The sequence below is a fragment of the Burkholderia sp. IMCC1007 genome, assembly GCF_027257875.1.
Lineage (GTDB): Bacteria > Pseudomonadota > Gammaproteobacteria > Burkholderiales > Burkholderiaceae > Burkholderia.
This window is the reverse complement of sequence record NZ_JAPVQY010000060.1, coordinates 22,521-49,127: the sequence shown is the minus strand read 5'-3', so window position 1 is coordinate 49,127 and position 26,607 is coordinate 22,521. Positions and strand designations below refer to the sequence as shown.

The 26,607-nt window shown below is 68.2% G+C and carries 32 protein-coding genes; 10 read left to right on the top strand and 22 right to left on the bottom strand.

Annotated elements, in window-relative coordinates; translation table 11 throughout:
- Together O1Q03_RS33315 and O1Q03_RS33310 are read right to left on the bottom strand one after the other, a co-directional pair.
- A partial coding sequence (locus O1Q03_RS33315; RefSeq protein WP_269509007.1) for a contractile injection system protein, VgrG/Pvc8 family occupies positions 1–276 on the bottom strand: 276 nt, incomplete at its 3' end.
- An 89-nt stretch (positions 277–365) separates the two neighbouring features.
- The gene (locus tag O1Q03_RS33310) at positions 366–884 is read right to left on the bottom strand and encodes an Hcp family type VI secretion system effector (protein WP_269509005.1); all 519 of its coding nucleotides are present in this window, start codon (positions 882–884) and stop codon (positions 366–368) included.
- A 413-nt stretch (positions 885–1,297) separates the two neighbouring features.
- Here O1Q03_RS33310 and O1Q03_RS33305 point away from each other — a divergent pair, with 413 nt between their 5' ends.
- Together O1Q03_RS33305 and O1Q03_RS33300 are read left to right on the top strand one after the other, a co-directional pair.
- Positions 1,298–1,450, top strand: a complete 153-nt coding sequence (locus tag O1Q03_RS33305; protein WP_269509003.1) for a hypothetical protein — start codon at positions 1,298–1,300, stop codon at positions 1,448–1,450.
- Positions 1,451–1,622: 172 nt separating this feature from the next.
- Positions 1,623–2,744 carry a sensor histidine kinase gene (locus O1Q03_RS33300; RefSeq protein WP_269509001.1) on the top strand — a complete coding sequence of 374 codons (1,122 nt, stop codon included), beginning with the start codon at positions 1,623–1,625 and terminating at the stop codon, positions 2,742–2,744.
- A gap of 187 nt (positions 2,745–2,931) precedes the next feature.
- Here the strand turns inward: O1Q03_RS33300 and O1Q03_RS33295 are convergent, their stop codons facing one another.
- Positions 2,932–3,183, bottom strand: a complete 252-nt coding sequence (locus tag O1Q03_RS33295; RefSeq protein ID WP_269508999.1) for a hypothetical protein — start codon at positions 3,181–3,183, stop codon at positions 2,932–2,934.
- 117 nt (positions 3,184–3,300) lie between these two features.
- On the opposite strand from O1Q03_RS33295, the gene O1Q03_RS33290 reads away from it, so the two are divergent.
- Entirely contained in the window at positions 3,301–4,551 is a 1,251-nt protein-coding gene (locus O1Q03_RS33290) for a phosphatidylserine decarboxylase family protein (protein WP_269508997.1), read from the top strand.
- 82 nt (positions 4,552–4,633) lie between these two features.
- Here the strand turns inward: O1Q03_RS33290 and O1Q03_RS33285 are convergent, their stop codons facing one another.
- The 5 genes from O1Q03_RS33285 to O1Q03_RS33265 all read right to left on the bottom strand — a co-directional run bounded on the left by O1Q03_RS33285 (position 4,634) and on the right by O1Q03_RS33265 (position 7,551).
- On the bottom strand, positions 4,634–4,858 hold the full coding sequence (locus tag O1Q03_RS33285) for a hypothetical protein (RefSeq protein ID WP_269508995.1): 225 nt from the start codon (positions 4,856–4,858) through the stop codon (positions 4,634–4,636).
- Positions 4,859–5,091: 233 nt separating this feature from the next.
- Positions 5,092–5,433: a DUF1488 domain-containing protein gene (locus O1Q03_RS33280; RefSeq protein WP_269508993.1), complete on the bottom strand. Its 342-nt coding sequence runs from the start codon at positions 5,431–5,433 to the stop codon at positions 5,092–5,094.
- A 4-nt stretch (positions 5,434–5,437) separates the two neighbouring features.
- Positions 5,438–5,992, bottom strand: coding sequence for a type 1 glutamine amidotransferase domain-containing protein (locus O1Q03_RS33275; RefSeq protein ID WP_269508991.1), 555 nt, complete (start codon positions 5,990–5,992; stop codon positions 5,438–5,440).
- 337 nt (positions 5,993–6,329) lie between these two features.
- Entirely contained in the window at positions 6,330–6,695 is a 366-nt protein-coding gene (locus O1Q03_RS33270) for a hypothetical protein (protein WP_269508989.1), read from the bottom strand.
- A 91-nt stretch (positions 6,696–6,786) separates the two neighbouring features.
- Positions 6,787–7,551: a hypothetical protein gene (locus O1Q03_RS33265; RefSeq protein WP_269508987.1), complete on the bottom strand. Its 765-nt coding sequence runs from the start codon at positions 7,549–7,551 to the stop codon at positions 6,787–6,789.
- 65 nt (positions 7,552–7,616) lie between these two features.
- On the opposite strand from O1Q03_RS33265, the gene O1Q03_RS33260 reads away from it, so the two are divergent.
- The gene (locus O1Q03_RS33260; protein WP_269509014.1) at positions 7,617–7,973 is read left to right on the top strand and encodes a DUF3175 domain-containing protein; all 357 of its coding nucleotides are present in this window, start codon (positions 7,617–7,619) and stop codon (positions 7,971–7,973) included.
- Positions 7,974–8,076: 103 nt separating this feature from the next.
- Positions 8,077–9,393, top strand: coding sequence for a cation:proton antiporter (locus O1Q03_RS33255; RefSeq protein WP_269508985.1), 1,317 nt, complete (start codon positions 8,077–8,079; stop codon positions 9,391–9,393).
- Positions 9,394–9,398: 5 nt separating this feature from the next.
- Here O1Q03_RS33255 and ligD read toward each other — a convergent pair whose 3' ends face one another.
- From ligD to O1Q03_RS33195, 12 genes are all read right to left on the bottom strand, one after another.
- A complete protein-coding gene (gene ligD, locus O1Q03_RS33250) occupies positions 9,399–12,242 on the bottom strand; it encodes a DNA ligase D (RefSeq protein WP_269508983.1) in 2,844 nt (947 codons plus the stop codon).
- 61 nt (positions 12,243–12,303) lie between these two features.
- Entirely contained in the window at positions 12,304–13,332 is a 1,029-nt protein-coding gene (gene ku, locus O1Q03_RS33245) for a non-homologous end joining protein Ku (protein ID WP_269508980.1), read from the bottom strand.
- A gap of 71 nt (positions 13,333–13,403) precedes the next feature.
- Positions 13,404–15,512, bottom strand: coding sequence for a catalase HPII (gene katE / locus O1Q03_RS33240; RefSeq protein ID WP_269508978.1), 2,109 nt, complete (start codon positions 15,510–15,512; stop codon positions 13,404–13,406).
- Between the two features lie 136 nt (positions 15,513–15,648).
- Entirely contained in the window at positions 15,649–16,035 is a 387-nt protein-coding gene (locus O1Q03_RS33235; protein ID WP_269508976.1) for a DUF3022 domain-containing protein, read from the bottom strand.
- The gene (locus O1Q03_RS33230) at positions 16,032–16,193 is read right to left on the bottom strand and encodes a DUF1328 family protein (protein ID WP_269508974.1); all 162 of its coding nucleotides are present in this window, start codon (positions 16,191–16,193) and stop codon (positions 16,032–16,034) included. Before O1Q03_RS33230 ends, O1Q03_RS33235 begins: the two co-directional genes overlap by 4 nt.
- 46 nt (positions 16,194–16,239) lie before the next feature.
- Positions 16,240–16,428 (bottom strand): DUF3008 family protein, encoded by a 189-nt coding sequence (locus O1Q03_RS33225; protein WP_011879877.1) that lies wholly within the window; start codon positions 16,426–16,428, stop codon positions 16,240–16,242.
- A gap of 70 nt (positions 16,429–16,498) precedes the next feature.
- Entirely contained in the window at positions 16,499–17,932 is a 1,434-nt protein-coding gene (gene rpoN / locus O1Q03_RS33220; protein WP_269508971.1) for an RNA polymerase factor sigma-54, read from the bottom strand.
- A 228-nt stretch (positions 17,933–18,160) separates the two neighbouring features.
- Positions 18,161–18,670, bottom strand: a complete 510-nt coding sequence (locus O1Q03_RS33215) for a DUF892 family protein (protein ID WP_269508969.1) — start codon at positions 18,668–18,670, stop codon at positions 18,161–18,163.
- A 57-nt stretch (positions 18,671–18,727) separates the two neighbouring features.
- Positions 18,728–19,051: a hypothetical protein gene (locus O1Q03_RS33210; RefSeq protein ID WP_269508968.1), complete on the bottom strand. Its 324-nt coding sequence runs from the start codon at positions 19,049–19,051 to the stop codon at positions 18,728–18,730.
- Between the two features lie 58 nt (positions 19,052–19,109).
- Positions 19,110–19,421 (bottom strand): hypothetical protein, encoded by a 312-nt coding sequence (locus O1Q03_RS33205; RefSeq protein ID WP_269508966.1) that lies wholly within the window; start codon positions 19,419–19,421, stop codon positions 19,110–19,112.
- Complete coding sequence (locus O1Q03_RS33200) at positions 19,418–19,687, bottom strand: hypothetical protein (RefSeq protein WP_269508964.1); 270 nt, start codon at positions 19,685–19,687, stop codon at positions 19,418–19,420. The genes O1Q03_RS33205 and O1Q03_RS33200 overlap by 4 nt, the downstream gene beginning before the upstream one ends.
- A 182-nt stretch (positions 19,688–19,869) precedes the next feature.
- Positions 19,870–20,172: a hypothetical protein gene (locus O1Q03_RS33195; RefSeq protein WP_269508963.1), complete on the bottom strand. Its 303-nt coding sequence runs from the start codon at positions 20,170–20,172 to the stop codon at positions 19,870–19,872.
- Between the two features lie 153 nt (positions 20,173–20,325).
- Between O1Q03_RS33195 and O1Q03_RS33190 the strand changes: the two genes are divergently transcribed.
- From O1Q03_RS33190 to O1Q03_RS33170, 5 genes are all read left to right on the top strand, one after another.
- The gene (locus O1Q03_RS33190) at positions 20,326–20,580 is read left to right on the top strand and encodes a hypothetical protein (protein WP_269508961.1); all 255 of its coding nucleotides are present in this window, start codon (positions 20,326–20,328) and stop codon (positions 20,578–20,580) included.
- A 179-nt stretch (positions 20,581–20,759) separates the two neighbouring features.
- On the top strand, positions 20,760–21,191 hold the full coding sequence (locus O1Q03_RS33185) for a CBS domain-containing protein (RefSeq protein WP_269508959.1): 432 nt from the start codon (positions 20,760–20,762) through the stop codon (positions 21,189–21,191).
- An 85-nt stretch (positions 21,192–21,276) separates the two neighbouring features.
- On the top strand, positions 21,277–21,762 hold the full coding sequence (locus tag O1Q03_RS33180; protein ID WP_269508957.1) for a PRC-barrel domain-containing protein: 486 nt from the start codon (positions 21,277–21,279) through the stop codon (positions 21,760–21,762).
- 283 nt (positions 21,763–22,045) lie between these two features.
- Positions 22,046–23,341 (top strand): MFS transporter, encoded by a 1,296-nt coding sequence (locus O1Q03_RS33175; RefSeq protein ID WP_269508955.1) that lies wholly within the window; start codon positions 22,046–22,048, stop codon positions 23,339–23,341.
- A gap of 57 nt (positions 23,342–23,398) precedes the next feature.
- Positions 23,399–24,181, top strand: coding sequence for a substrate-binding domain-containing protein (locus O1Q03_RS33170; RefSeq protein ID WP_269509012.1), 783 nt, complete (start codon positions 23,399–23,401; stop codon positions 24,179–24,181).
- A 24-nt stretch (positions 24,182–24,205) separates the two neighbouring features.
- On the opposite strand, the gene dctA is transcribed toward O1Q03_RS33170, so the two are convergent.
- Together dctA and O1Q03_RS33160 are read right to left on the bottom strand one after the other, a co-directional pair.
- Complete coding sequence (gene dctA / locus O1Q03_RS33165; RefSeq protein ID WP_269508953.1) at positions 24,206–25,528, bottom strand: C4-dicarboxylate transporter DctA; 1,323 nt, start codon at positions 25,526–25,528, stop codon at positions 24,206–24,208.
- A gap of 64 nt (positions 25,529–25,592) precedes the next feature.
- Positions 25,593–26,516, bottom strand: coding sequence for a LysR family transcriptional regulator (locus tag O1Q03_RS33160; RefSeq protein ID WP_269508951.1), 924 nt, complete (start codon positions 26,514–26,516; stop codon positions 25,593–25,595).
- Positions 26,517–26,607: the final 91 nt, after the last annotated feature.

Sequence of the window (26,607 nt, the reverse complement as noted above, 5' to 3'; positions counted from 1 at the left end):
CACGGCCGAGTAACGCGTGCGCCGGAAGCCGGTGTCCCCCTGCTCGAACGACGACACCGTGCCATGCACGTAGCGCACCGGCCGCGCGCCTTGCCAGATCGTCAGCAGGCCGTTGTGGTCGAGCACCCGTCCGAAGTCGATCGCGGCGTTACGGCTGGCCAGTTCGACCTGCAACAGGAAGGTCTCGGACAACCCCTCACGCAACGTGAACTCGACGACCTCGAATGGTTCGTCACCAACAGCAAAGGTAAAGCGCAGATCGGATGAAGTCGCCATCAGCGTTCCTTACCGGCCCGTGATCGAGCCGTGGGTCTACATGCGGATAGCGCGGCCGGCGCATGCACCGGCCGCGCAAAGGCCCGGGCTTAGGCTTCCTGCGGCTTGCGCCAGTCGTCCGACGCTTCCGTGCCGGCGATGGCGTGCGTCCAGGTGATCTTGCGATACGCCATCGAGACCTTCACCAGTTGGGTGTACTCGGCCTTGCTGGCGTCCTGCGCATGCGGCAACACGGCGTTGATGTTGACGATGGTGGCGTCTTCGAGCTTGGTCGTGAAGAAGTGCTCCTGCTTGCCCTCGGTGGAGGTGCGATACCACTTCACCTCCACCTCGGGGAGCATCTCGCCTGCCGCCAGCGCCTGGTACAGCAGCGGCGTGGCCTTGTTCAGCGGAGAAGTAAACGTGAACGGCTTGTGCACGCGCTGGCCCGACGGCTGACCGCTTTGCGGATCGGTCGGCGTCGCGATCAGATGTTCGATTTCCTGGACCAGAATCTGATCTTCGTGGCCTTCCTGGTACACGTTGCCCACCGAGTCGGGGGTGAAAGCGCCCTGCGTGATGTGGCCCTGGGTCTTGCCCTGGATGCTGATATAAGCGGGAGTCGGCATGAATGCTGTCCTTGTTGTTGGAATCGACACGGCCCTCGGACCGTGTTGCCATCGGTGACGGCGCCATAGCTACTGCAAGCTCCATGCCAGCACAGACACGCAAACATCTTGAGCCTTGACTATCAAGGCTTTAGCGCCGTCTCAAGGCGCATTTACTCGAGAGAAGACAACGCCGTGACGGCAAAAACCGTTTTTTTGGCCGCTATTTCGGGCCATTTTTGGCCCGCTCAAATTCAACCCCTTGAAAACAAAAAGAATTAAGCGGGCCATTTTTGACCCGACCGGGCCAAAAATGGCCCGATCACCATAAAGCGGCCGTCGACCGCGAATACAAAGAAACCTGCCCGCACTGCCAGTTCCCACCCGATCGTGACCCGGAAGCACCCTCACCGGCCCGGCTCTTGCGGCGCCATATGCGCTCGGTGTTTGCGCTGCTCAAAGCCGCTGATCTGGTCGAGCCGTCGTGTCGCGCGAATGACGACGAGCGTACGGTATGGCACCACGTGCGGCCGCACTACCAGCACGGCCTCACGCTGCCCCCGGAGCCGGCGATCTTCATCGCGTGACTGAACCCGGGTGTGCGACCGCTCGTCCACTCGGGAGCGACGCAAGGTGATCAGCACGCGCCAAACACGCTCCATGCCCCATTCGACATAGTCGCCTCCGAACCCCGCTATTCACGTGATATCGTGCAATATGACAGCAGCATCCACCGGTCATTCCGTCATGAGGGGCGACATGCGTCTAGCTGACTACATCGTTCAGAACATGGAGGCGATCCTGGTGCGGTGGGAAGCGTTCGCTGCCACGCTGTTACCGGCATCGAGAGACATGGACTCGCGCGCGCTACGCGATCACGCGCGCGGGATCCTGACTGCCATAGCCAAGGACATAGCGACCCCGCAAACACGGGAAGAGCAACACGAAAAATCGCTCGGGCATGCGCCCGAGCCGGTGAATGCCACGGAAACGGCCGCGCAAACGCATGCCATTCTGCGCGCCCGTCGAGGCTTCAACATCAATCAGCTGGCGGCCGAGTATCGGGCGCTGCGCGCCAGCGTGTTGCGCTTGTGGATCGACGAGTGTCAGCCGAGCGCCCCTCATCTTGACGACATGATTCGCTTCAACGAAGCGATCGACCAAGCACTGGCGGAATCCGTCGCCTTTTTTACCGATCAGGTCGAGCATGCCCGCAACTTGTTGCTGGGCATGCTGGGTCACGACATGCGCACGCCGCTGCAGACCATTCAGATGACGGCGACCTATCTTGCCGCGCTCAATGCGGGCGAGGAAGTCTCGGAAGCTGCGGCGCGGCTGATCAGAAGCGGTGGACGGATGCAGGGCCTCCTCGACGATCTCTGCGATTTCAATCGGACCCAGCTCGGACTTGGCATCCACATCGTGCCTCGTAACGTCGATCTCGCACACCTGCTCGCGGACGTCGTTGATGAATTGCAGGCGGCCCATCCAGACCGCGAAATCAGCATCGACGTAAGCGGGGATCTGCACGGCGATTGGGATGATCAGCGCATTCAGCAGTTGCTAAGCAATCTGCTCGACAACGCCGTCAAGTATGGGACACCCGACACACCGGTGCGGGTGGTGGCCACGGTGACCAACTCGGACGTGCTTATCGAGATCGGCAATAACGGGCCGGCCATCGACCGGCTCACGCTGGCCCGTATCTTCGATCCGCTCCAGCGGGGGGAAGATCGGCCGACACGAAAGGTCGACGACGTCGGCCTAGGGCTCGGCCTGTTCATCGCCAGCGAAATCGCCAAGGCACATGGCGGTCAAATCGACGCGCGCTCCGATCCCAGGGAAACGATATTCTCGGTACGTTTGCCAAAAAGCACGTGAACCCGGCCTTCCGTCCCGCTTCGAATTGACGTAAGGCAGCCCGCCTTCCGGCTTGCCGCGCGTTGCCAGATGAGCCGCATCTTACTGCGCAATGCTGCCGGTATCGCAACACCGGCCGGTTGGCCAACCCGCAACCACGCCCCCAACCGTCACCACACCGCGAACGCCCCGCGCCGCCACCCTCCCGTCACGACCACTCCTCCGGCGGCGTCTCCCCGCTGTCGTCCTCCCAAAGCGGCTTGCCGGTATCTTCGTCGCTGCTGGTCGTAATCGGCCCGTTCCCGCCGCTACGCTCGGCTCTGCGCCCACCGTGCCGCGACGACGTCGCAGCCCGCACCCGAGCCCGCGTGCGAGTCGGCGCCACGGTCCGCTGTTCGCCGCCGCGCTCGTCGCTCGACGCCGCGTCATTCGCCTGTCGCGCATTTGAATCTGCGTTCATGTGCCCTCTCCTGTGTGATCGAAAGAAATGTGCTGCACTCGCCGCAGCAATTCGGGTGCCGCCCGCCGGGCAAGCGCCTTGCTCAATCGTCCGGACCCTGACACTCCGGAGGTGACCATGCCGACACACCGCAGCACGCCGCCCGCCACGCGCCATCGCCTCGGCGGATGGATGGCCAGCGAGGAATCGCATATGGCCGCATACCGGGAAAAAATTGCGAACGAAGCGCGCGCGCATGCCGGCGAACGACTGCGCACGCCGGCCGTGCAGGAACTGGCGCGACTGTTCGACGAAAACGCGGTGCTGCGCATGAGCCTCACGCGCGCGATCGACGAAGCGCGCGACGCGGGCCGCACGCTCGGCTACGCATCGATCGGCGAGTTGATGACGGTGATCGACCACCTGATGACCTATACGCCGCCGTTCAGCGAATCGAGTCTGATCGTATGTCCGGTGAACGCATTCCTCGACTGGCCGATGTGCATGCCGTCGGGCCACGCGGTGTTTCGCGACGCAACTGTGAATGCGCATCTGAAGCAGGTGCTGAACGTGTGGTGCGACTTTCTCGGCGGCCCGCATTCGCGCACGCACCTCGACACGGCGGCGCCCGACGGCTGGTTCTGCGACGAAGCGCGCGAGCGCCTCGGGCTGTCACAGTTCGAATATCAGGAGGACCAGCCGCACTGGGGCTTCAATTCGTGGAACGACTTCTTCACGCGGCGCTTTCGCGCGGGGGCGCGGCCGGTGGCGGCGCCCGACGATTCGCACGTGATCGTCAGCGCATGCGAAGCGGCGCCGTATCACACGGAGTCGAACGTGAAGCTGCGCGACAAGTTCTGGATCAAGGGCCAGCCCTATTCGCTGCGCGACATCTTCACACCGGCCCGGCTGCCGCTCGCCGAGCGCTTCGTCGGCGGCGACCTGTACCAGGCGTATCTGAGCGCGTACAACTATCACCGCTGGCACGCGCCGGTGCGCGGCGTCGTCACGCACGCGTACCGCGTGGACGGCACCTACTACTCGGTCGCCGAAGCCGAAGGCCCGGACCCTGCCGGCCTCAACGACTCGCAGGGCTACATGACGGCGATCGCGGCGCGCGCGGTCGTCGCGATCGCGAGCGACGATCCGGGGATCGGCACGGTGGCCGCGGTGTTCGTCGGCATGGGCGACGTATCGTCGTGCGTGATCGAAGTCGTGCCGGGACAGCGCATCGACAAGGGCGAAGAGATCGGCTATTTCCAGTTCGGCGGCTCGACCTACTGTCTGCTGTTCGAGCCGGGCGTGATCGACCGTTTCCTGCACGCGCCGCCGTTCGACGGCAATGCACCGGTCGTGCAAGTCAACGAATCGGTCGCGATCGCGCACTGAATCCGAAGCCGGCGGCGGCGATGCGGACGCCGCGGCCGGACGGCAGGCGGCCGGACGGTGAGCCGTCCGGCGCGCGTCGGCGTCACGCGTCGGGCCCGCCGTAGTGATGGCGGCTGTGCCGCTGCACGCACTGCACCACCGAAAGCCCGTCGGCGGTCAGCGCGGGGCGGGTCGCGCCCGACCCGTCTGGACGCATCTCGATCAATTGGCGTTCGACGAGCGCGACGATGTCCTCGCGATCGGCCTGAATCTGTTCCGGTGCGAGATGCACGAGGAACAGCGCGGCAAATTCGTGAGCGGTCAGCATGTTTGTCTCCCCCTTTGACGTTATCGCGATGCGGTCGGCATCGCGCCGACATGCGGCGCAAAGGCGCGCCGACAAACGGCTAGACATGCACGGACCGTGCCAACTTGCGTCGAAGGGCGGTTCTAGCTGCAGCCGACCCGTGGCGCGATCTGTCACCACGCGCCGCGCGCGGGCCGCTGCAAACTTTTCAACGGCGTGTAACGCGGCGCGCAGGCACTAAAAAGGGCCAGGAATCAGGACCGGCGCGAGCGTATGAGACCTGCGCGCGCAGCATCACCCGCCGCACTGTCGCGTACCCGGAAATAGCCGCTGTGCAGCTCCACGCCGCCCTTACCGTCGGCGAGCACTTCGGCGCATGCGGCCTCGATCCGCGCACGACCGCGCTCGAACGCGTCGCGCAAGTCGGCTTCGAGGGCGGAACGCGCGCCGAAATGATCCTCGAGTGCCTCGACGGTGATCGCGCAGGCTTGCGGCTGGCCGTCGACATCGACGACGAAACGCATTTGCAGCGCCGCACCGTCGAATTCGGGCGGATCGTCGGCCAGCTTCACGCGACGAACGGGATCGGCCGGCATCGCGTCACGCCCCCGTCGGCTTAGACGCGAGGCACTGCACGAGCGCGCCGTTGAAGGCGGGCAGATCGTCGGGCTTGCGGCTCGTGATCAGGTTGCCGTCGCGCACGACTTCCTGGTCGACCCACTTGCCGCCCGCGTTGCGGATGTCGTCCTGCAGGCTCGGCCAGCTCGTCATCGTACGTCCTTCGACGAGCCCGGACGACACGAGCAGCCAGCCGCCGTGGCAGATCGCGGCGATCGGCTTGCCGGCGCCGACGGCCGCGGTCACGAATTCGCGCGCGGCCCGCAGCATCCGGATCGCGTCGCCGTTGATCACGCCGCCGGGCAGCACGATCGCGTCGTAGTCGCCTTCGCGCGCATCGTCGAAGGTATGGTCGACCTTCACGCGCTCGCCCTTGTCGACATGCCTGAACCCCTGGATCTCGCCACCCTTCTGCGAAATCACGTCGACCTGCGCGCCTTCGGCCGCGAGCGCACGCTGCGGCTCGACGAGCTCGGCTTCCTCGAAGCCGTCCACCGCGAGAATCGCTATCCTGCAATGATCCAGCTTGCCGGTCATGGTTCTCTCCCTCTGAGTTGCGGCACCGGTCGTGCCGTGCCCGTCGCTGAGCAATCGGCATGCCGGGTGCTGCGTTGCGGCCTCGCAAGTGCGACGCCCGATAGACGGACGCGACCGGAAGACCGCCAAATCACGCATTGAACCGGGGCGGTACCCCGCGATGCCGTGTCGATGCGCTGTCACGCCGCCATGCGTCTGCAAAGATTTCAACGGGATGTAAGTAGCCTCGCGTAACGCCCCGCCCCCAGGCGGGCTTGGCACGGGGGCACGGGTGCGCCGGCGCGGGTGGAGCAAGCCCCGCCTCACGCCGCTGCACGAGCCACGCGGTCGCTGGCGCTCACTGGAGACGGCTCGCCACATCAAGCATCGCATCGGTCAGTTCGATGGTCAGCGTCACGTCGTCATCGAGGTCGGGCAGTGCGGCGAGCATGTCCTGCACGCTGTCGTGCAGCATCGTATGCACCCGCATGCGCGTGCCTTCGTCTAGGTCCGCGTAGCGCTCCATCGTGTCGCAGTCGAGCGCGAGCACGACGGAATGCCGGGCAGCGCCGCGCGGTGTATCGGGGCCCATCGCCCACGCCGCATGAAACGTGATCCTGCCGGTGTCGGCATCGAGATGGACGGTCGTGTCGAAGTCGTCGGTATCGACCGTGTCGGTGTCGGGTTCGATGTCGTCGGATGAGATCCGGGGATTCGATTGCATGATGTTCTCCTGCGTGGCGGCGGCGTGCCGAGTACGAGTCAACACGCGCCATCGTGTCGCGCCGGGCAGCCCCAGCGCGACACGGTCGTCGTCAATAACCGCTGGAGCCGGCGCTGCCGGTGCCGCCCGCTCCGCCGCCGCCCGAGCCCGTCGCGCCCGGCGAGCGGCCGTTGCCGGCGCCCGCGCCGGTACCGGCCGCCCCCGCGCCCACGCCGCCCATCCCGGCGCTGCCGGAGCCGCTGCCGCTCATACCGGTGCCGCCGGAGCCGCTGCTGTTCATGCCGCCGCTGCCGGAGCCGCTGCCACTCATGCCGGCGCCGCCGCCGGTATTGGCGCTGCCGCCGCTACCGCCCGTCCCGGCGCCGTTCGGGCCGCCGCCCGGCTTCGTATGGTGTGCGCTGGTGCGCGGATGCTTTCGGTGCGAGTGCATGCTGCCGGCCGACGGCGTCGAGGTATTGCCGTTGGTCATGCTGTCGTTCGACATATTGCCGTTGGACATGCTGCCGTTGGACATGCTGCCGTTGGACATGCTGCCGCTGGACATGCCGCCGCTGGACTTGCCGCCGCTGGACGCGCTGCCGCCGGACATATTGCCGTTCGACATGCCGCTGCCGGTTCCCTGTCCCGACGTATCCGGCGGCGACAGGATGGGCGCGCCGGTGCCTTCGCCCGGCCGCTGCGAGTTCTGGGCCCACGCGGCCGGCGCGGCCGCGACGAGCGCGACGACCGCGCACGCAACGACACGATGCGCGGCAAATTTCGATTCGGTTGATGGCTTCATGAAGTGTTCTCCCTCGATAGAAGTGAGGCTGTGGCATTTCCTGCCCGTACCTTTCAGCAAGCCCTGTGCCGTCAACGATGCGTGGCACGCGACTTGCGGCGCGCACGCGGGTGTTCCCGAACCCCTACGGAGCCCCCGCAATGCCCTCCGCTTCCACCTCCCGCTCGCACGGCAAACGCGCGACGCGACGCCCCGGCCGCACACGCAGCGCCCACCCGGCCCACGGCCGGCGCTGGTCCGGCGAAGTCATGCAAAAAAGCGATGCCCTCGACCTCGAGCCGGACATCTTCAAGTCCGACGATCCGGGCGAGATCGCCGCGTCGCTGAAACGCTCGGCGGAACACAGCCGACGCCGCAAGGCGTCGCCGTTCCAGTCGGCGATGTCGATGCTGAACTTCTATGTGAACCGCGCGGGCCGCAACCTGCCGAAGACCCGCCGCGCGACGCTCGAACGCGCGAAGCGCAAACTGCGCGAGGCGTTCGGGCGCAAGCCGTGACGGCGCACGCGCGTTCCCGACCGATTTGCTCCGCCTGCTACCTGCTCCACCCGCTTCACCTGATTCACCTGATTCACCTGATTCACCTGATTCACCTGCTCGCATGCATGAAACCCAGTGGTATCTCATCATCGGCGCGGTACTGATGGGCATGGGCGTCGCGACGACCGCGCTGCGCCACCTGCCTTGCAGCACCGCGATGATCTATCTGGTGCTCGGCGTCGCGCTCGGCCCGTCCGGCGCCGCGCTGCTGCACCTGGACCTCGAGCGCGACGCGCCGCTGCTGCGCGCGATCGTCGAAGTCGCGCTGCTGGTGTCGCTGTTCGCGATCGGGCTGCGGCTGCGCGTGCCGCTGTCCGACAAACTGTGGCTCGTGCCGTGCCGGCTCGGTCTGCTCGCGATGATCGCGACGGTGCCGCTGCTCGCCGTGTGCGCGGTGCTCGTGCTGGGGCTCGGCTGGGGCCCCGCGCTGCTGCTCGCGGCGATCCTCGCGCCGACCGATCCGGTGCTCGCGCACGACGTGCAGGTTCACGATCCCGGCGATCGCGACCTGCTGCGCTTCGCGCTGTCCGGCGAAGGCGGGATGAACGACGGGATCGCGCTGCCGTTCGCGCTCGCGGGCCTCGCGCTGTGCGGCGCAGGCAACGCGACGCACGGGCTGCCGCCGCTGTCGGCCGGGTTCGCGCTGACCGCGCTATGGGGCATCGTGGGCGCGGTGGCGATCGGCGGCGTGCTGGGCGCGGCGACGACGACGGCGATCGCCTGGCTGCGCACGCGTTACGCGCAGGCGCTCGGCTTCGAAGGCTTCTTCGCGCTCGCACTGATCGTGCTGTCGTTCGGCGCGGCGCAACTCGCGCACACGTTCGGCTTCATCGCGACGTTCGCCGCGGGCGTCGCGATGCGCCGCGTCGAGCATCGCGCGAGCGGCGACCGCCGGCCGCGCGACGTGCTCGGGCCGATCGATTCGGAAGACGTGGTCGCGACCGATCCGAAGAAGGTGCACGCGTTCATGGCCGAATCGGTGCTGGACTTCACGATCGAACTCGAACGGATCGCCGAGGCGCTGGTGATGACGATGATCGGCAGCGTGCTCGGCACGCTGCCGACGCCGCTCGTCACGTGGGGCGCGGTGGCGCTGGCCGTGCTGCTGTTCGCGGTCGTTCGGCCGGTCGCGGTGCTCGCGACGCTCACCGGTTCGCGCGCGACGCATGCGCAGCGGCGGCTGATGGCGTGGTTCGGGATCCGCGGGATCGGCTCGTTCTACTACCTGCTGTTCGCGCTCGAACACGGGCCGTCGACGGTGGTGCGCCCGCTCGCGGCGCCGGTGCTGGCGGTCGTGTCGGCATCGGTGATCGCGCACGGCGTGTCGGCCACGCCGCTGATGGACTGGTATCACCGGCTGCAGCAGCACCGGCGCTGAACCGGTCAGGACTGGCCGAGCCGCGCGCGCATCTGCGCGGTGACCCGCTGGCGCGTGCTCTCATAGTCCTCCCACGGGTCGCGTTTCAGCCGGTCGAGACGCTCGTGCAGCGTGTCGATCGTCCATTGCGCGCCGCTGGTGGTGTCGGGCAGCTCGTCCCAGCGCAGCGGCACCGACACGCCCATCCCGGGGCGCGCGCGCACCGAGTACGCGGCGATCGTGCTCGCGCCGCGACCGTTCCTCAGATAGTCGATGAAGATCTTGCCGCGCCGGTGACGCGCGCCCATCGTCGCGGTGAAGCGCTCGGGCAGCGCGCCGGCCGCATGCTGCGCGAGCGCGCGCGAGAAGTCCTTCATGTCGTCCCAGCCCGCATGCCGCGTGATCGGCACGACGACGTGCAGCCCCTTGCCGCCGCTCGTCTTGCAGAACGATACGAGCCCCAGTTCGTCGAGGAGCCCGCGCACCATTTGCGCGGCCTCGATCATCGTGCTCCATGGCAGCGCGGGATCGGGATCGAGGTCGAACACGATGCGGTCCGGCCGCTCGATGTTCGACGCGTGCGCGTTCCACGTATGCAGCTCGATCGTGCCCATCTGCGCGGCGCCGAGCAGCGCGTCGACGCTGTCGAGCGACAGCAGCGCGCCGTGGCCGGGATCCAGCCCTTCGTGCCGCGTAACGAACGGAAGCTCGCGGCGCTCCGCATGCTTCTGGAAGAACAGCTCGCCGCCGATGTCGCCCGGCGCGCGCACGAGCGATACCGGGCGCCCCTTCAGGTCCTTCAGCAGCCACGGCGCGACCCATTGCCAGTAGCGCGCGAGATCGATCTTGCGCGTGCCGCTCTGCGGATCGATCACGCGCTCGGGATGCGTGATGCGTACGCGGCCGAGCTGGTCGGGGCCGCTATCGTCCGCCGCGGCGCGCGTGGACGAGCGCGCACGTGTGTGGGTCTTGCGATCGTCCGTGTCGCGAGCCGTGCGCGATGCGTGCTCGCGCTTGCCGTGGTGCGTGGTCTGACGCTGATCCATCGACGCCTCCGTTTCCGTGGTTTCCGTATGCTTGGGTACTTCGCGCACGATCTGCGACGCAGGCTTGTCCTCGCGCAGCGCGATGAACGCGGCCTGCCGCACGATGCCGTCGCCGGTCCATTCCGCGAATTCGCATTCGGCGACGAGCGTCGGCTCGATCCAGTGCACCGGCGTGCGCGAGCGCTCGCGCGGCGCTGGCTCGAACGGCGTCGTCGCGCGCTCGTGCTTGCGCAGGATCGCCGCGAGCTTGTCGAGCATCCGCGTATCGAAGCCCGTGCCGACGCGGCCGACGTAGCGCAGCGGCCCCGGGCCGCGCGTTCGCTTGCCGCTGCCCGACGGTTCATGCACGCCGAGCAGCAACGCGCCGAAGCCGCTGCGGCTGCCGGACGGCTCGGTATAGCCGCCGATCACGAACTCCTGCCGGCGCCGGCATTTGAGCTTGATCCACGCAGGCGAACGGCCGGCGCGATACCGCGAATCGGCGCGCTTGCCGATCAGCCCTTCGAGCCCGGTGTCGCACGCGCTCGCGATCAGCGACGCGACGTCGTCGCCGAGATCGGGCGAGAAGCGCAGCCGCGCGGGGTCGCTGTCGGCCAGCAGCGGTTCGAGCAGCGCGCGGCGCGCGGTGAGCGGCGCGTCGCGCAGGTCATAACCGTCGAGATAGGGCAGATCGAACAGGAACAGCGTGACCTCGTCCGATCGTCCGGCGCCGAGTGCGTTCTGCAGCGCCTGGAAGTTGGGCAACCCGTTCGATCCGAGCACGACGGCCTCGCCGTCGAGCCATGCGTCGTCGACGTCGAGCGCCGCGAGTGCGTCGCGCTGCGCGCGCATCTTCGCGGTCCAGTCGCGCCCTTCGCGCGTCATCAGCGTGACGCGCCGCCGCGTGCCCTTCCCCGCAATGCGCGCGAGCATCCGGTAACCGTCGAACTTGAGTTCATAGCACCAGCCGGCATGCGTCGGCGGCGCGTCGACCAGCGTCGCGAGCTGCGGCGCGATGCGCTCGGGCAGCGGTGCACGCACGGCGCCGTCGACCTCGGACGGGTCGGCGGGCGCGCTCGCGCCGGCATCGGCATCGGCATCGGCATCGTGATCGTGGCCGTCGTGCCGCCCGGCGCGCGCACCGCGTTTGCGAGCAGGGGCTGCCTTGCCGCCCCGGCCGCGCGGCGAACCGCGCGCGCGAGTAGAACCGCCGTCCGCGTCCGCACGCGCCGACGCAGGTGCGCCGTCATGCACGCTGCCCGGCCGCTCGCCGACCACGTCGAATTCGTCCGCGCTGCGCGCGTCGTCGTCGCGCTCCTTGATCAGCAGCCATTGCTCCTGGCGCCCTTCCTGCCGCCCGCTGCGCACGAGCGCCCAGCCGCCGTGCAGCTTGTGGCCGTCGAGCCGGAACGTGAGCTTGCCCGCGCGATAGCCTTCGCGGGCATGGGCGACACCGCCGTCGGGTGTCCACGTGCCTTCGTCCCACACGATGACCGAGCCCGCGCCGTAATGCCCGGCGGGAATCTCGCCCTCGAACGACGCGTATTCGAGCGGATGGTCCTCGACGTGCACCGCGAGCCGCTTCACCTGCGGATCGAAGCTCGGCCCCTTCGGCACGGCCCACGACTTCAGCGTGCCGTCGAGTTCGAGCCGGAAGTCGTAGTGCAGCCGCCGCGCATGATGCTCCTGGATCACGAAGCGCAGCGGATGGCCGCCGCGCGCGGCGGCCGTCTTGGCGCTCGGCTTCGCGGCCGCCTTCCCGCGGCGCTTCCCGTGCGCGCCTTCGGGCTCGGGCGTCGCGTCGAAATGGCGTTTGCGGCGATACGGATCGAGCTTGCCGGCCATCGCGTCACCTCATCGGAATCAACGAAATCAGCTGAATCAACGGGAATCGCCGTAATCGGCGTCAGGCCGCATGCTTGCGGCGCGCGGCGGGCTTCTTCGTCGCGTGCTCGCCCGTCGCGCCGCGCTTCGCGGCCGGACGCTTCGCCGCCGTCTTCGTCGCCGCGCCTTTCGATGCGGTTTTCGACGCCGGCTTGCGGCGTGCGCCGCCGCGCGACGACGAAGACGAAGACGATTCAGATGCTTGGTCCTCCTCTTCGTCCCGCTCGGCTCGCAGGTCGGCCGCACGCGCGCCGGCACCGCCCTTCAGGCTGCGCTTGAGCAGCTCGGTAAGGTCGACCACGTTGGTCGGCGTGCGGGCCGTCTGGGCGGGCCGGTCCTCGATCTCCTCGATCTTGCCCGCGCGCACCTTGCGCTCGACCAGCTCGAGAATGTCGTCGCGGAACGTGTCGTGATATTCGTCCGGCGTCCATTTGCCGGACATGTCGTCGATCAGCTTCTTCGCCATCCCGAGCTCGCGCGCGGTGACGCCCACGCGCTTCGCGTCGTCGGGCGGCACCGACAGCTCGTCGAGCGGCCGCAATTCCTCCTGCCAGCGCAGCGTGTCGAGCGCGAGCATCGGCCCGACTGGAATCAGCGCGCCCAGATGCTGGCGGTCGCGCATCACCACGAGCGCGATACCGATCTTGCCGCTGTCCTTCAGCGCGTCGCGCAGCAGCGCATAGACCTTCTCGCCCTTGCGATCCGGCACGAGGTAGTACGGCGTGTCGAGATAGAGGAACGACACCGCGTCCTCGTCGACGAACGTCAGGATGTCGACCGTCTGCGTCGATTCCGGGTTCGCCGCGCGGATTTCGTCGTCAGTCAGCACGACGTAGCGCTCCTTCTCGTACTCGTAGCCGCGCACGATGTCCTCGCGCGTCACTTCCTTGCCGGTGCGCTTGTTGATCTGCCGATAGCCGATCGGGTCCATCGAGCGCTTGTCGAGCATCCGGAACGACGGCTTCACGGTGCGCGTCGCCGGGAACAGCTGCACCGGCACGTGAACGAGCCCGAAACTGATCGCGCCTTTCCATATCATCCGCGGTGCCATGCTGTTCCTCCTTGCCGAATGCGCGCCCGCCGGACGGCGCGCGCGCGGTACGACGTCAATAGCGGCTCGCGCTAGGCCGGCAGCTCGGCCGCCTGCTGCTCGCGCGCCCACACCCGATGCCGGCCGAGTTCGTCCGACAACGCGCCGAGCACCGCGTCGAGATCGGCCGCGTGCCCGACGCATACGCCTTCCGCCGGATCCGGCAGATGCGCGGCGCTCAACAACTGCCGCCCGGAGCCGACCGCCGCAATCGGCTTCAGGTGCTTGAACGCCTCGCGCACGAAGTGCCGCGCGTCCGCGCTGTGCGCGAGATCGCGCCCGTCGCCGTCGCCGCCGCACACGAACACCGCGTCGAACATCACCGACGGCATCCCGGCGAGCGTCGCCTGCGGCACGATGCTGCCGATCGGCGCGAGGGTCGGCGCGACGAGCGTCGGCACAGCGTGCGCGGCCGCGAGCGCGCTGCGCACCTGCTCGACGAGCGCCTGGTTCGCGCCGGGCGTCGCGATGAGCGCGATCTTGCGCGACCGCATGCCGGGCTTCGAGCGGCCGATCAGGCTCAACGCGGGCGAGCGCTGCGCGACGGCCGGCGTGGCCGCCGCCTGCGGCACCGGCAACCCGAGCCGTTCGGCCACCTGCGCGGCGAGCCCCGCGTCGAAGCGCGCGATGATCTCGTTGACCACGCGCGCGCGAATCTCCGGCTTCGTCACCTTGCCGAGCTCGAAGCAGTACGCGTCGCGGATATGCCGCTGCTCGATCTCGGTCATGCTCTGGTAGAACAGCGCCGGCTGCGAGAAATGGTCGGCGAACGATTCGCTGCGCACGCGCACCTTGGCGCCTTCGAGCGGCTCGTGCACGGTCTCGAAGCCGCCGCCGGACGGCGCGGACGGCGTCTCGCGCGGCCAGCCGCCGTTCAGCGAATTGGGCTCGTACGACGCTTGGCCCGCCGCGATCGTCTGCCGGTGCATCGCGTCGCGCTGGTTGTTCGCGAACGGGCACACCGGCCGGTTGATCGGCAACTCGTGGAAGTTCGGGCCGCCGAGCCGGCTCAGTTGCGTGTCCGTGTACGAAAAGAGCCGCCCCTGCAGCAGCGGGTCGTTCGTGAAGTCGATGCCCGGCACCACATGGCCCGGATGAAACGCGACCTGCTCGGTCTCCGCGAAGAAATTGTCCGGGTTGCGATTCAGCGTCATCCGGCCGATCGGGCGCACCGGCACGCGTTCCTCCGGCACGAGCTTGGTTGGGTCGAGCAGGTCGAAGCCGAACGTGTGCGCGTCGGCCGGATCGATCAGCTGCACGCCGAGCTCGAACTCCGGATAGTCGCCGCGCTCGATCGCCATCCACAGATCGCGGCGGTTGAAATCGGGGTCGTGCCCGGCGATGCGCTGCGCCTCGTCCCACAGCAGCGAATACGCGCCGCTTACCGGCCGCCAGTGGAACTTCACGAAATGCTCGGCGCCGGCCGCGTTCACGAAGCGGAACGTGTGCACGCCGAAGCCGTCCATCGCGCGATAGCTCGCGGGCAGCGCACGGTCGGACATCAGCCACAGCACGGTGTGCGTGGTTTCCGGCACGAGCGACACGAAGTCCCAGAACGTGTCGTGCGCGGACGCGCCGGTCGGCATCTCGTTCGGCGCCTCGGGCTTCACCGCGTGCACGAAGTCGGGGAACTTGATCGCGTCCTGGATGAAGAACACCGGCATGTTGTTGCCGACGAGATCGTAGTTGCCTTCTTCGGTATAGAACTTCACCGCGAAGCCGCGCACGTCGCGCACCGTGTCGGCGGAGCCGCGCGGACCCTGCACGGTCGAGAAGCGCGCGTACACCGGCGTTTCGGCGGCCGGGTCCTGCAGGAAGGCGGCCTTCGTGTAGTCGGCCATCGACTCGTACACGCGAAACACGCCGTGCGCGGCCGAGCCGCGCGCATGCACGACGCGTTCGGGAATCCGTTCGTGATCGAAGTGCGTGATCTTCTCGCGCATGATGAAGTCTTCGAGCAGCGACGGACCACGCGCGCCGGCGCGCAGCGTGTTCTGGTTGTCGGCAATGCGCACGCCCTGGTTGGTGCGCAATGCCTCGCCCGCGGGATGCACGCGATGCTCGTCGAGCTGGCGCGATTTCGCGCTGTCGGTCGACTGCGGGGCGGGTTGCGCTGGGCGGGATTGCGGGGGAGTCGTCATCGGCGAGTCCTCGTTTCGGTTCGGTGAAGACGGGCGCCGGGGGCCATGCGGCAACGCGCGCGGCCGCCCGGCACGGAAAGCACGCGCGCGGCGCGGCGGGCGCCGCGGGGAACGCGCGTGGCGGGGTCGGCGGGCGTCAGGGCGCGCGCAACGCGCGGTCGAGTTCGAGGTCGGTCACGTCGAGCTCGACGCTGCATTCGATCTCGGCGTCCTCGACGCGCGGCTTGTGCTCGTCCACCGCGCGCCGTGCGAGGTCGCACAGGCGGGTGCGCACGCGCAACCGGTCGGACGCGTCGAGCGCCGCATAGCGCGCGAGCACGTCCGGATGAAAGTGCAGGTCGACCACGCAGCGCCACTGGCGCGCGCTTTCATCGGCCGGCACGCGCACCCACGACACCTGGATCGTCAGTCGTCCGGAAGCGTCGTCCGCGTGCACGACGACGGTCGACTCCGACGGAAACCCGTTCGCGAGCGCATGCTCGAGTTCGGCGATGCGCTGCGAACGGTCGGGCGACACCGTCATCGGCGCACGACTCCCAGCACCAGCGTGACCAGGAAGATCACGACGAAGATGTAGAACAGGATCTTGGCGATCTCGGCCGCACCGGCCGCAATGCCGCCGAAGCCGAACACGGCGGCGATGATCGCGATGACGAAGAAGATGATGGCATATCGAAGCATGAATTCCTCCTGGAGAACAGTGGCCGCGGGCGCCCGTCGCGTGCGGTCAAGAATCGTGCTTGTGCTTGGGTTTGCCGTGGGTCGGCGTCGAGGCCATTTTCTCGAGCTCCTTCTCGCTCATCGACTTGGCCATCGATTTCGACGGCGGTTTCAGGTCCTTCATTTTCGTATCACCGCGCTTGGCCGACAGGGCGGCCCCCGCGGCGCGCTGCTGCGCCTGGGATTTCGCTGGCATGATTTCCTCCTTTCGTTGATGCGCGCGACTCGCGACACGCGGCCGGCGCGCAGATCGACCGGGAGCACCGTCATGCGGCGTCGCGCCGCCGGAGTTCGGCCGGCGGAATCTTCATCGCCTGGCGGTACTTGGTCACGGTACGACGCGCAAGAAGGATGCCGCGCCCCGCGAGGTTCTGCGCGAGCGCGACGTCGGACAGCGGATCGTCGTGCCGTTCGCCCGCGATCATGTCGCGGATCAGCACCTTCGCGGCCGACGCCGAACACACGCCCTTGCCGGCGGCCTCCAGCTTGCGCGGGAAGAAGTGCTTGAATTCGAACGTGCCGTGCGGCGTGGCCATGTATTTGTTGCCCGTCGCGCGCGACACGGTCGATTCGTGCAGGTCGAGCTCCTCGGCGATGTCGCGCAGCACGAGCGGCTTCATCGCGATCTCGCCGTAGCGGAAGAAGTCGCGCTGCCGCGCGACGATGCATTCGCCGACGCGCTGGATCGTGTCGAAGCGCTTCTGCACGTTGCGGATCAGCCAGCGCGCTTCCTGCAGCTGCTGGCCGAGCGGCGAATCGCGCTCGCCGCTCGACTGCGCGAACAGCGTCGCGTAGCGTTCGTGCAGCCGCGCACGCGGCAGCACGGCCGGGTTGATCGTCACGATCCATTCGTCGCGCACCTGCCGCACGATCACGTCCGGCACCACGTAGTCGCCGCGCGTGCTGCCATAGTGATTGCCGGGGCGCGGATCGAGCCCGCGCACCAGCGCGCACGCGGCCTGCATCGTCTGCTGGCTGCAGCCGACGCGCCGCTGGATCTCGGCCGTCTCGCGCCGTGCGAGGCGTTCCAGATGCTCGCGCGCGATCACCTTCGCTTCCGCGAGCGCAGGCGTGCCGGCGGGAATCGCGTTGAGCTGCAGCGTCAGGCATTCGGACAGCGAGCGCGCGGCGATGCCGGGGCGATCGAGCATCTGCACGAGCCGCAGCGCGACCGACAGATCCTGTTCCGACAGCAGTAATGCGGGGTCTGCCGCGGCCCGCAGCTCGGCCAGTTCCTGGCGCAGGTAGCCGTCATCGTCGAGCGCGTCGATCACGAGGCGCGCCGCTTCGCGATCGCGCCGGTTCAGCGGATAGAGTCGCAGCGCATCGTGCAGCGCCTGGTTCAGCGACGGCTCGGCCGCCATCCATTCGCCGGGCGACAGCTCGCCGCCGTCCTCGCCCTGGCGGCCCGCGCCGCGCGGTGCGGGCGCGGCCGTGTACGACACGTCGCCGTCCGGCGGGCGCACCTCGTCGTGCTCGGCGGGCGCCTCGGGCGCGGCGGCTTCGGCCGTGGGTTCGGGCGTCTCGACGGCGACTTCGTCGTCGGCCTGCCCGTCTTCGAGAAATGGATTCGAGTCGAGCGCCTGCCGCAATTCCTGCTGGAATTCGAGCGAAGACAACTGCAGCAGACGAAGCGACTGCTGGAGCCTCGGCGTGAGTGCCAGATGCTGTCGCATCTGCAGCGCAAGCGTGACGGACATCGATGCTCTCCTGATGGGGTGTGTGCGAATTCGTATGCCCCTATCAAGCAGCATGCATGCCAGTCCCGCCGAGCCCTGTCCCGCGCGGCTCTCGCGCGTTGGCGCCCCGTTATCGACGGTGTCGGAAGCCGCTTTTTTACAAGCGCCGGGAAGTTCGGGGCACGGAATTCGCGCAGCTCGGCCGGTCGCGAAACGGGGTGCGTCGACGCTGCTGCGCACGCGCGGCGGTCAGCCTTTCGCGTCGGTCCGATCGACGGCCGAGCGGTCGAGAAACGCGACGGTCAGCTCCGGCAGATGGCGCAACAGCCACGCCGCCATGTCGCGCTCCTGCTGCAGGATCCGTTCGCAGCACGCACGAATCTCGTCCTCGCCGGCTGCTCCAGCGGCCGCAACGAGCGCGGTGTACGCGGCGATCTCGACCTGCTCGAACGCATAGGTGGCCATCGCGGCCTTCACGACCTCGTCGCTCGCGAGCATCGCGCTCGCCGCCTGACCGTATGCCGCGACGTGCGCCGCGAAGTCCTTCAACGCGGACGGCACCGTGCCGAGCCGCTGCAGGCACGCTTCGACGAGCGCCTGCTGCGCGCGCGTGTCCTCCCGATGCATGCGCAGGCGATCCTGCAGCAGCGGGTAGTGGCCGACGCGCGCGATCTGCGCGTCGAGCAGCGTCGCGGCCTCGCGCTCCATCGCATACGCGTCGCGCAGCCAGTCTTCCAGGTGTTCGTGCGGGTTCGCCATCGCGGCCCTCCGGCGCGTCGTTGAACGGGATCGATGCGGCGCATGCCCCGTCGCGCGTCAGTACTGCATTAGCGGCGGCGTGCCCGGCATCGGCTTGGCGTTGCTCGGCGCGTCCTGCGCGCCGTTCGGCCCCGGCGGCGGCACGTCGGCCGTCTCGCCGCCGGTCGCGCCCGGCGGCATCATGTTGTGCGGCGACGGGCGCGTGTCGTAGCGCGTGTTCGCGTCCGGCATCGTCGTGGTCGGCGACGCGCCGTGGCCGTCGGGCGGTGCCGGCGGCGCACCACGCGAGCCGTAGGGTGACTGCGGTTGCGTGCATGCGCCCAGCGCGCATGCGGCCGCGAATGCACACACGCCCACGCGGATCGTCTGGATCGGTTTCATCGGATGCCTCCCTGGAGTCTGGATGGAGTCGGCGGCGGGCCGGCCGATGCGGCACGGCTCATAGCCGGTTGAAATGAAAATCCCCCGCATACGCAGTCGGCGCGCGACGCGCCATCATCGCGTCGAATTCGGCCGCGACACGCGTCAGCGCGCCGCGCTGCTGCTCGATCCCGGCGCGTTCGAGCGCGGCAAACGCGTCGTCGTCGAACGTCACCGTGAGCGACGCCGGATGGCCGTCGACGCGAAAGCCGATATGCAACGCGCCGGCCGGCTGCTCCTCGACATGGAACGGCATCGCACGCGCCTCGAAATGACGGCCGAGCGTCTCGGCGACGTCGCGCAACATGCCGGGTTTCACGCGGATACTCATCGTGGGCCCTCCTGTGATGTGATGTGACGAACGCCGCGCGTGCGACGCCCGTCAGCGGTATGGATCGGCGGCGCCCGTGACGGCGGTTCGTCCGGCGGCTCGCGCTCCGGCGGCCGGCGCTCGGGCGGGTCGCCCTCCGGATCGCGAAACGGCTCGGGCATCCCGGGCGGCACCTGGTCCGGCTCGGGCGTCGGGTCCGGTTCGACGTCGGGCACCGGCGGCTCGGGCCGGTGCAGCGACGCAGTGGGGTCGGGTTTGATCTGCATGAGCTTTCGGTCGTTGCGTTGTCCTGACGAGATCGTCCTGCACCGCGTGCGCGGCTGTACCGTAACGGTCCGCAAGCCGTGTGCCGTCCGGCGGCGCGGCAGGCACCCGCGCCTGCATCCGGCGATCCGGTGCGCCATGCCTTCGCTACACCGCGCGCTGCAAAACTTTCAATCGCATCACGCTAGACGTCGTAGGCCGCCATCACGAGCCACAGCTCGCGGCCGTCGTCGCGCACCCGCGCCGCGAGCGCATACGAGTCGCCCGGATCGCACGCGCGCTGCAGCGCGAAACGCGCGCGCTCGGTCGATGAGAACGTCTCGTCCAGCGGCCGCACGTCGTTCTTGCCCTCGAACATCCGGCGATCGGGCCGGTAGATCAGCGGCTCCTGTTTCCATGCGCTGAAGTGGCTCTTCACCGAATCGAATCCGCCGCCGCATACGTTGACTTCGTAACGCACGCCTGGCCGCCGTTTCGGAATCGTCATCGTGCCTCCCGTGTGATTGCGTGTGGCGCGGCGCTTCATCGCACAGCGCACGTTGTCATTACCCGCGCTGCGGCAAGTCGTGTGCCGTCGCCCACTATGGGCACGCCGGTTGCGACATCAGGCCCGTCATCGTCACCGATACGGAGCCTCGCCATGAAGGATTCGACCCGGTCCGGCAAAGCCACGCCGTCGGACGCGCCGCAGCGCGATCAGTCGCCGCCGCTGAAGGACCAGGACCATACGAAGACGCGCCACTCGGAGCGGCACATCGACAAGCAGCTCGAGGACACGTTTCCGGCAAGCGACCCGCCCGCGACCGGCGGCGTCACGCGGATCGAGCCCGACACGCCCCCGGGCACGCACGACGACGGCCCGTGGCAGGACCCGGCGAAACGCCGCGACGAGTGAGCGGAGTGAGCGGAGTGAGCGGAGTGAGCGCGGTGAGCGGAGTGAGCGGAGTGAGCGCGGTGAGCGCGGTGAGCGCGGTGACGCCGCAAGCGCGCATGCGGCACGCACGGCACGCCGCTTGCTGAACCTGAACGCGCGCTGAACCCGACGGCCCGCATTCAACCCATAAGGAGAGCTTCATGCATCGCGTCAACGAAATCATGTCGCAGGACGTCGTGCGCATCGCGCCGACCGATTCAATCCGTCATGCAGCACAACTGATGGAGCGCTACGACATCGGCGCGCTGCCCGTGTGCGACAACAACCGGCTGATCGGGATGCTCACCGACCGCGACCTCGCGGTGCGCGCGATCTCGGCCGGCAAGCCGCCCGAAACGCGCGTGCACGAGGTGGCGTCGGGCCCGATCGAATGGTGTTTCGAGGACGATTCGCTGGACGAGATCCAGCACTACATGGCCGACGCGCAGTTGCGCCGGCTGCCCGTCGTCGATCACGACAGGCGCCTCGTCGGCATGCTGTCGCTCGCGGACATCGCGACGCGCACGGCCGGCCCGGCGCGCGACGACATCGCGGACACGCTGGAAGGCGTGTCGCAACCGAAGCAGACGTGACGGAGCGATTCCCGCTTCGCCCCGATAACCCGCGCGACCGCCCGCTCCGGGCAAGGTCGCGCTCCATGCAGCCAGGAGGACAACCATGCAGACTCCCGATCAAGGACAGACCCGCATCGTCGGCAAGGGCGCCGCGACCGCAGCCGGCCCCGGCCCGGACGTGATGGCGGCCGACACGCTGGAAGGCAACAAGGTCTATACGACCGATGGCGACGACGTCGGGAAGATCAAGGACATCATGCTCGACGTACGCTCGGGCCGCGTCGCGTATGCCGTGCTGTCGAGCGGCGGCCTGCTCGGCATCGGCGACAAGCTGCTCGCGATTCCATGGAGCGCGCTCACGCTCGATACCGAACGCAAGTGCTTCCTGCTGTCGGTATCGTCCGAGCGGATCCGCAACGCGCCGGGCTTCGACAAGGATCACTGGCCGGCGATGGCGGACCCGCAATGGGCCCAGCCGCTGCACGAGTACTACGGCAGCACGCCGTACTGGAGCGCCGGCGACGAGCTCGGGCTGACGGACCCGACCGAGGACCTGAACGACCCGCGCGCGCGCGATCCGCGCCTTTGAGCATTCACGATTTGCCGGTGTATTAGCCGACACGCCCCGCGCAAGCGGGGCTTTTTTGCGTGCGCGGGATCAGCGACCCGCCGGGCGACGCTCGTATTGGTCGTCAGGGCTGGCCTCGCCAAGTGCCGCGATCCGGCCCCGCGCGCGGCGCCTGATTGATAATCCCACAGCATCAATTCTTCCAAAAATCGCACTTATCGTTTCAACGTCTCCGGGCGAACATTGCGCAAACGACAATCAACCGCTGCCTCGCGCATTTTTCCGATTTCCTGGAGACACCCTGATGCACCCCTCCCCCAGCCTTCCGACCGGACGTTCGAAGGCCGCCGCGGTATTCCGCGTGACGGCCGGTAACTTCCTCGAGCAGTTCGACTTCTTCCTGTTCGGCTTCTACGCGACACAGATCTCCGCCGTATTCTTCCCCGCCGCCAGCGAGTTCGCATCGTTGATGATGACGTTCGCCGTGTTCGGCGCCGGCTTCCTGATGCGGCCGCTGGGCGCGATCGTGCTGGGCGCATACATCGACGAGGTCGGCCGTCGCAAGGGCCTGATCGTCACGCTGGCCATCATGGCGAGCGGCACCATCCTGATCGCGTTCGTCCCGGGCTACGCGACGATCGGCCTGCTCGCACCCGCGCTCGTGCTGCTCGGGCGACTGCTGCAGGGCTTCTCGGCGGGCGCCGAGCTCGGCGGCGTGTCGGTCTATCTCGCCGAAATGGCTACCCCCGGCCGCAAGGGTTTCTTCACGAGCTGGCAGTCCGCCAGCCAGCAGGTCGCGATCGTCGTCGCGGCCGGCATCGGCTTCGCGCTCAATCAGTGGCTCAGTGCGTCGGCCATCGCGTCGTGGGGATGGCGCGTGCCGTTCTTCGTCGGCTGCACGATCGTGCCGTTCATCTTCATGCTGCGCCGCAAGCTGGAGGAAACGCAGGAATACACCGCGCGCCGGCATCGGCCGGGCATGAAGGAAGTGTTCGGTACGCTGGCACGCAACTGGGGCGTCGTGATCGCCGGCATGATGCTGGTCGCGATGACCACCACGAGCTTCTACCTGATCACGGTCTACGCGCCGACCTTCGGCAAGACGGTCCTGCACCTGAGTACCGCCGACAGCCTGCTCGTCACGCTGTGCGTGGGCGTATCGAACTTCATCTGGCTGCCGATCGGCGGTGCGCTGTCGGACCGCATCGGCCGCCGGCCGCTGCTCGTCGGCATGACCGTGCTCGCGATCGCGACCGCGTACCCGGCGCTGTCGCTGCTCGCGCACGCGCCGTCGTTCGTCAACATGCTGCTGGTGCTGCTGTGGCTGTCGTTCATGTACGGGATCTACAACGGCGCGATGATCGTCGCGCTGGCGGAAGTGATGCCGGTGGAAGTGCGCGTGGCGGGCTTCTCGCTCGCGTACAGCCTCGCCACCGCCGTGTTCGGCGGCTTCACGCCCGCGATCTCGACCGCGCTGATCCACATGACCGGCGACAAGGCCGCGCCGGGCTACTGGATGAGCCTCGCCGCGGTGTGCGCGCTGCTCGCGACCTTCGCGCTGTATCGCCGCCACCGGACGACGCTGACGCCCGCGCACTGAAGCATCGCGCGCCATCCCGGCCCACCACCCCGATTCCGCACGACCCTGACCATGAAAATGAAAAACCTGCTGCTGAAACTGTGCGCGACCGCGCTCGTCGCCACCTCCGCCGTCGCCGCGAACGTCCATGCCACCGAGCTGCACGTGATGAGTTCGGGCGGTTTCACCGCCGCGTACAAGGTGCTCGGCCCGCGCTTCGCAGCGCAGTCGGGCAACACGCTCGACACCGCGCTTGGGCCCTCGATGGGCAAGTCGCCCGAAGCGATTCCGAACCGGCTCGCGCGCGGCGAACCGGCCGACGCGGTGATCATGGTCGGCTACGCGCTCGACGACTTGATCAAGCAAGGCAAGGTCATCCCCGGCTCGCGCGTCGAGCTGGCCGATTCGCGGATCGGCATGGTCGTGCGCGAAGGCGCGGCGAAACCCGACATCGGCACGGCCGACGGCCTCAGGGAAGTGCTGCTGCACGCGAAATCGATCGCGTACTCGGACAGCGCGAGCGGCGTCTACATCGAGCGCGAGCTGTTCAAGAAGCTCGGCATCGAGGACCAGGTGAAGTCGAAGGCGAAAATGATTCCGCGGATCCCGGTCGCATCGGTGGTCGCGAACGGCGACTACGAGATCGGCTTCCAGCAGGTGAGCGAACTGCTGCCCGTGAAGGGCGCGACCTACGTCGGCAAGATTCCCGAAGCGCTGCAGTCCGTCACGCGTTTCGCGGCCGGCATCCCCGTCGGCGCGCAGCATCCGGCCGAAGCGAAGGCGCTGCTCGACTATCTCGCGTCGCCGGACGTGCAGCCGGCAGTGAAGTCGACCGGGCTGGATTCCGTCGTCGCCCATTGAACCCGCGCGACGGGCACGCGTGCGTCATGCCGCGTTCCCGTCGCGCCCGGTATCGGCCCCGGCATCGTCGCCGCCGTTCGGGTATCGAGGCCCGATCGCGCTGAGCATCCGTGCGAGTCGCGCACGATCGCACGCCCCCTCCCACGACGACACGAAGATCACCGCGCACGCATTGCTGATCACGCTCGTCAGCGCACGCGCCTCGGACATGAAGCGGTCGATGCCGATCAGCAGCGCGACGCCGGCCACCGGCAGGTCGGGCATCACCGCGAGCGTCGCGACGAGCGCGACGAGCCCGCTGCCGGACACGCCGGCCGCCCCCTTCGACGTGAGCAGCATCACCGCTAGCATCGCCGCGATTTGCGGCGCGGACAGCGGCACGTCGCACGCCTGCGCGATGAACAAGGCGGCGAGCGTCAGATAGATCGCGGTGCCGTCCAGGTTGAACGAGTAGCCGGCCGGCAGCACGAGGCCGACGACGCCCTTGTCGCAACCGAGCGCCTCGAGCTTGACGATCAGGCGCGGCAGCACGGGTTCCGTCGACGACGTCGCGAGGACGATCAGCAATTCCTCGCGGATGTAGCGCAACAGCCGCCACAACGCGAACCCGTGCACGCGTGCGAGCGGCGCGAGCACCAGCGCGACGAACAGCACGCACGCGACGTAGAACGACGCGATCAGCCGCGCGAGCGAGCCGACCGACCCGATGCCGAAGCGGCCCACGGTGAACGCCATCGCGCCGAATGCGCCGAGCGGCGCGAGCCGCATGATCATCGCGAGCACGCGAAAGACGATCTGCGCGACGCCGTCGATCAGCGCGAGCACGGGGCGGCCGGCCTGCGGATACGCATTCAGCGCAAACCCGAACAGCAGCGACAGCAGCAGCACGGGCAGCACCTCGCCCTTCTGGAACGCGCCGAGCATCGTGTCGGGGATCACGTTCAGCGCAAACTCGACGAACCCGTGCGGCTGCGCATGCCGCACATATTGCACGAGCAGGCTCGCATCGAGATGGCGCACGTCGACGTGCATGCCGGCGCCGGGCCGCAGCACGAACGCGGTGACGAGCCCGAACGCGAGCGCGGCGGCGGTCAGCAGATAGAACAGCACCAGCGCGCGGACGATCGTGCGGCCGATCGCTTGCCCGTTCGCCAGCGACGTGATGCCGGACACGATCGTGCAGAACACGATCGGCGCGATCATCATCCGCACGAGCGCGACGAATGCATCGCTGAGCGGCTTGAGCAGCGTGCCCACGGACGGCCAGAAGTGGCCGACGCTCACGCCGAGCGCCATCGCGAGCAGCACCTGCACGTAGAGCGAACGCAGCGGTCTGGCGAGCGTCACGATGCGGCCGTTCCCGACGTGCGGGCGGTGATGCGGGACGTCATCGTCGTAGTCGTGACGTCGTTCATTTCGCTGCGGCGCGGGGTGCGGCGGCGCCGCGCTTCGCGTCGACGATCGCCTGGTGGAACGCCTCCGCGGCCGGCGTCAGCGCGCGCCCGCGCCGCTTCACGATCCCCACGCGGCGCTTCACCACCGGCTCGACGAGCGGGACGCTCGTCAGCAGCGGATGGTCGTGCCCGGGCATCGCCATCGACGGCACCGCGGCGACGCCGAGGCCCGCTTCGACGAGGCCGAGCATGGTCGTCACGTGGCGCGTCTCGCACACGCTCGGCGTGGGCGGCGCGACGGCCGTCAGCGCCTGGTCGAGCAGCAGGCGGTTGCCGGACGTCTTGTCCACCGACACGTACTCGTGCGCGTAGAGCTCGGCCCACGTCACGCGCTTCTTGCGCGCGAGCGGATGATCGCGCCGGCACGCGGCAACGAACCGTTCCTGCAGCAGCAGCTTGAAGTCGATCTCGGGCTCCTGGCTGCCCATGAAGCTCACGCCGAAATCGGCCTCGCCGCTGATCACCGCGCTCAGCACCTCGTTCGCGCTCGCATCGAGCAGCTTCACGCGGATGCGCGGAAAGCGCCGGTGATAGCTCGCGATCACGTTCGGCAGGAAGTAGTACGCCACCGACGGCACGCACGCGATCGTCACATGGCCGAGGCGGCTCGACGACACGTCGCGGATGCCGAGCAGCGCGACGTCGAGATCGTCGAGCAACTGCTCGGCGCTCGGCGCGAACACGCGGCCGACGGTGGTCAGCGTGACGCTGCGCGTGGTGCGCTCGAACAGCCGCACGCCGAGCGCTTCCTCCAGCTTGTCGATCCGGCGACTCAACGCGGGCTGCGAGATGCTGATCGACTCGGCGGCCTTGCGGAAGCTGCCGAGCTCCACCACCGCGCGAAACGCCTGCAAGTCGGTCAAATCGAAGTTGATTCCCACGGGGCACGTCTCCGGTCTTTCAGATGCCCGGTATTGTGCCCGATTCGACCGTGGCCCACCCAGCCGGGCGTTACCGGCCCCGGCGCCGGGG

Bases quoted from the DNA above. Each gene is read 5' to 3' on its own strand.
- O1Q03_RS33310 (WP_269509005.1), bottom strand. From the start codon at position 884: ATGCCGACTCCCGCTTATATCAGCATCCAGGGCAAGACCCAGGGCCAC.
- O1Q03_RS33305 (WP_269509003.1), top strand. From the start codon at position 1,298: ATGCGCTCGGTGTTTGCGCTGCTCAAAGCCGCTGATCTGGTCGAGCCG.
- O1Q03_RS33300 (WP_269509001.1), top strand. From the start codon at position 1,623: ATGCGTCTAGCTGACTACATCGTTCAGAACATGGAGGCGATCCTGGTG.
- O1Q03_RS33295 (WP_269508999.1), bottom strand. From the start codon at position 3,183: ATGAACGCAGATTCAAATGCGCGACAGGCGAATGACGCGGCGTCGAGC.
- O1Q03_RS33290 (WP_269508997.1), top strand. From the start codon at position 3,301: ATGCCGACACACCGCAGCACGCCGCCCGCCACGCGCCATCGCCTCGGC.
- O1Q03_RS33285 (WP_269508995.1), bottom strand. From the start codon at position 4,858: ATGCTGACCGCTCACGAATTTGCCGCGCTGTTCCTCGTGCATCTCGCA.
- O1Q03_RS33280 (WP_269508993.1), bottom strand. From the start codon at position 5,433: ATGCCGGCCGATCCCGTTCGTCGCGTGAAGCTGGCCGACGATCCGCCC.
- O1Q03_RS33275 (WP_269508991.1), bottom strand. From the start codon at position 5,992: ATGACCGGCAAGCTGGATCATTGCAGGATAGCGATTCTCGCGGTGGAC.
- O1Q03_RS33270 (WP_269508989.1), bottom strand. From the start codon at position 6,695: ATGCAATCGAATCCCCGGATCTCATCCGACGACATCGAACCCGACACC.
- O1Q03_RS33260 (WP_269509014.1), top strand. From the start codon at position 7,617: ATGCCCTCCGCTTCCACCTCCCGCTCGCACGGCAAACGCGCGACGCGA.
- O1Q03_RS33255 (WP_269508985.1), top strand. From the start codon at position 8,077: ATGCATGAAACCCAGTGGTATCTCATCATCGGCGCGGTACTGATGGGC.
- ligD (WP_269508983.1), bottom strand. From the start codon at position 12,242: ATGGCCGGCAAGCTCGATCCGTATCGCCGCAAACGCCATTTCGACGCG.
- ku (WP_269508980.1), bottom strand. From the start codon at position 13,332: ATGGCACCGCGGATGATATGGAAAGGCGCGATCAGTTTCGGGCTCGTT.
- katE (WP_269508978.1), bottom strand. From the start codon at position 15,512: ATGACGACTCCCCCGCAATCCCGCCCAGCGCAACCCGCCCCGCAGTCG.
- O1Q03_RS33235 (WP_269508976.1), bottom strand. From the start codon at position 16,035: ATGACGGTGTCGCCCGACCGTTCGCAGCGCATCGCCGAACTCGAGCAT.
- O1Q03_RS33230 (WP_269508974.1), bottom strand. From the start codon at position 16,193: ATGCTTCGATATGCCATCATCTTCTTCGTCATCGCGATCATCGCCGCC.
- O1Q03_RS33225 (WP_011879877.1), bottom strand. From the start codon at position 16,428: ATGCCAGCGAAATCCCAGGCGCAGCAGCGCGCCGCGGGGGCCGCCCTG.
- rpoN (WP_269508971.1), bottom strand. From the start codon at position 17,932: ATGTCCGTCACGCTTGCGCTGCAGATGCGACAGCATCTGGCACTCACG.
- O1Q03_RS33215 (WP_269508969.1), bottom strand. From the start codon at position 18,670: ATGGCGAACCCGCACGAACACCTGGAAGACTGGCTGCGCGACGCGTAT.
- O1Q03_RS33210 (WP_269508968.1), bottom strand. From the start codon at position 19,051: ATGAAACCGATCCAGACGATCCGCGTGGGCGTGTGTGCATTCGCGGCC.
- O1Q03_RS33205 (WP_269508966.1), bottom strand. From the start codon at position 19,421: ATGAGTATCCGCGTGAAACCCGGCATGTTGCGCGACGTCGCCGAGACG.
- O1Q03_RS33200 (WP_269508964.1), bottom strand. From the start codon at position 19,687: ATGCAGATCAAACCCGACCCCACTGCGTCGCTGCACCGGCCCGAGCCG.
- O1Q03_RS33195 (WP_269508963.1), bottom strand. From the start codon at position 20,172: ATGACGATTCCGAAACGGCGGCCAGGCGTGCGTTACGAAGTCAACGTA.
- O1Q03_RS33190 (WP_269508961.1), top strand. From the start codon at position 20,326: ATGAAGGATTCGACCCGGTCCGGCAAAGCCACGCCGTCGGACGCGCCG.
- O1Q03_RS33185 (WP_269508959.1), top strand. From the start codon at position 20,760: ATGCATCGCGTCAACGAAATCATGTCGCAGGACGTCGTGCGCATCGCG.
- O1Q03_RS33180 (WP_269508957.1), top strand. From the start codon at position 21,277: ATGCAGACTCCCGATCAAGGACAGACCCGCATCGTCGGCAAGGGCGCC.
- O1Q03_RS33175 (WP_269508955.1), top strand. From the start codon at position 22,046: ATGCACCCCTCCCCCAGCCTTCCGACCGGACGTTCGAAGGCCGCCGCG.
- O1Q03_RS33170 (WP_269509012.1), top strand. From the start codon at position 23,399: ATGAAAAACCTGCTGCTGAAACTGTGCGCGACCGCGCTCGTCGCCACC.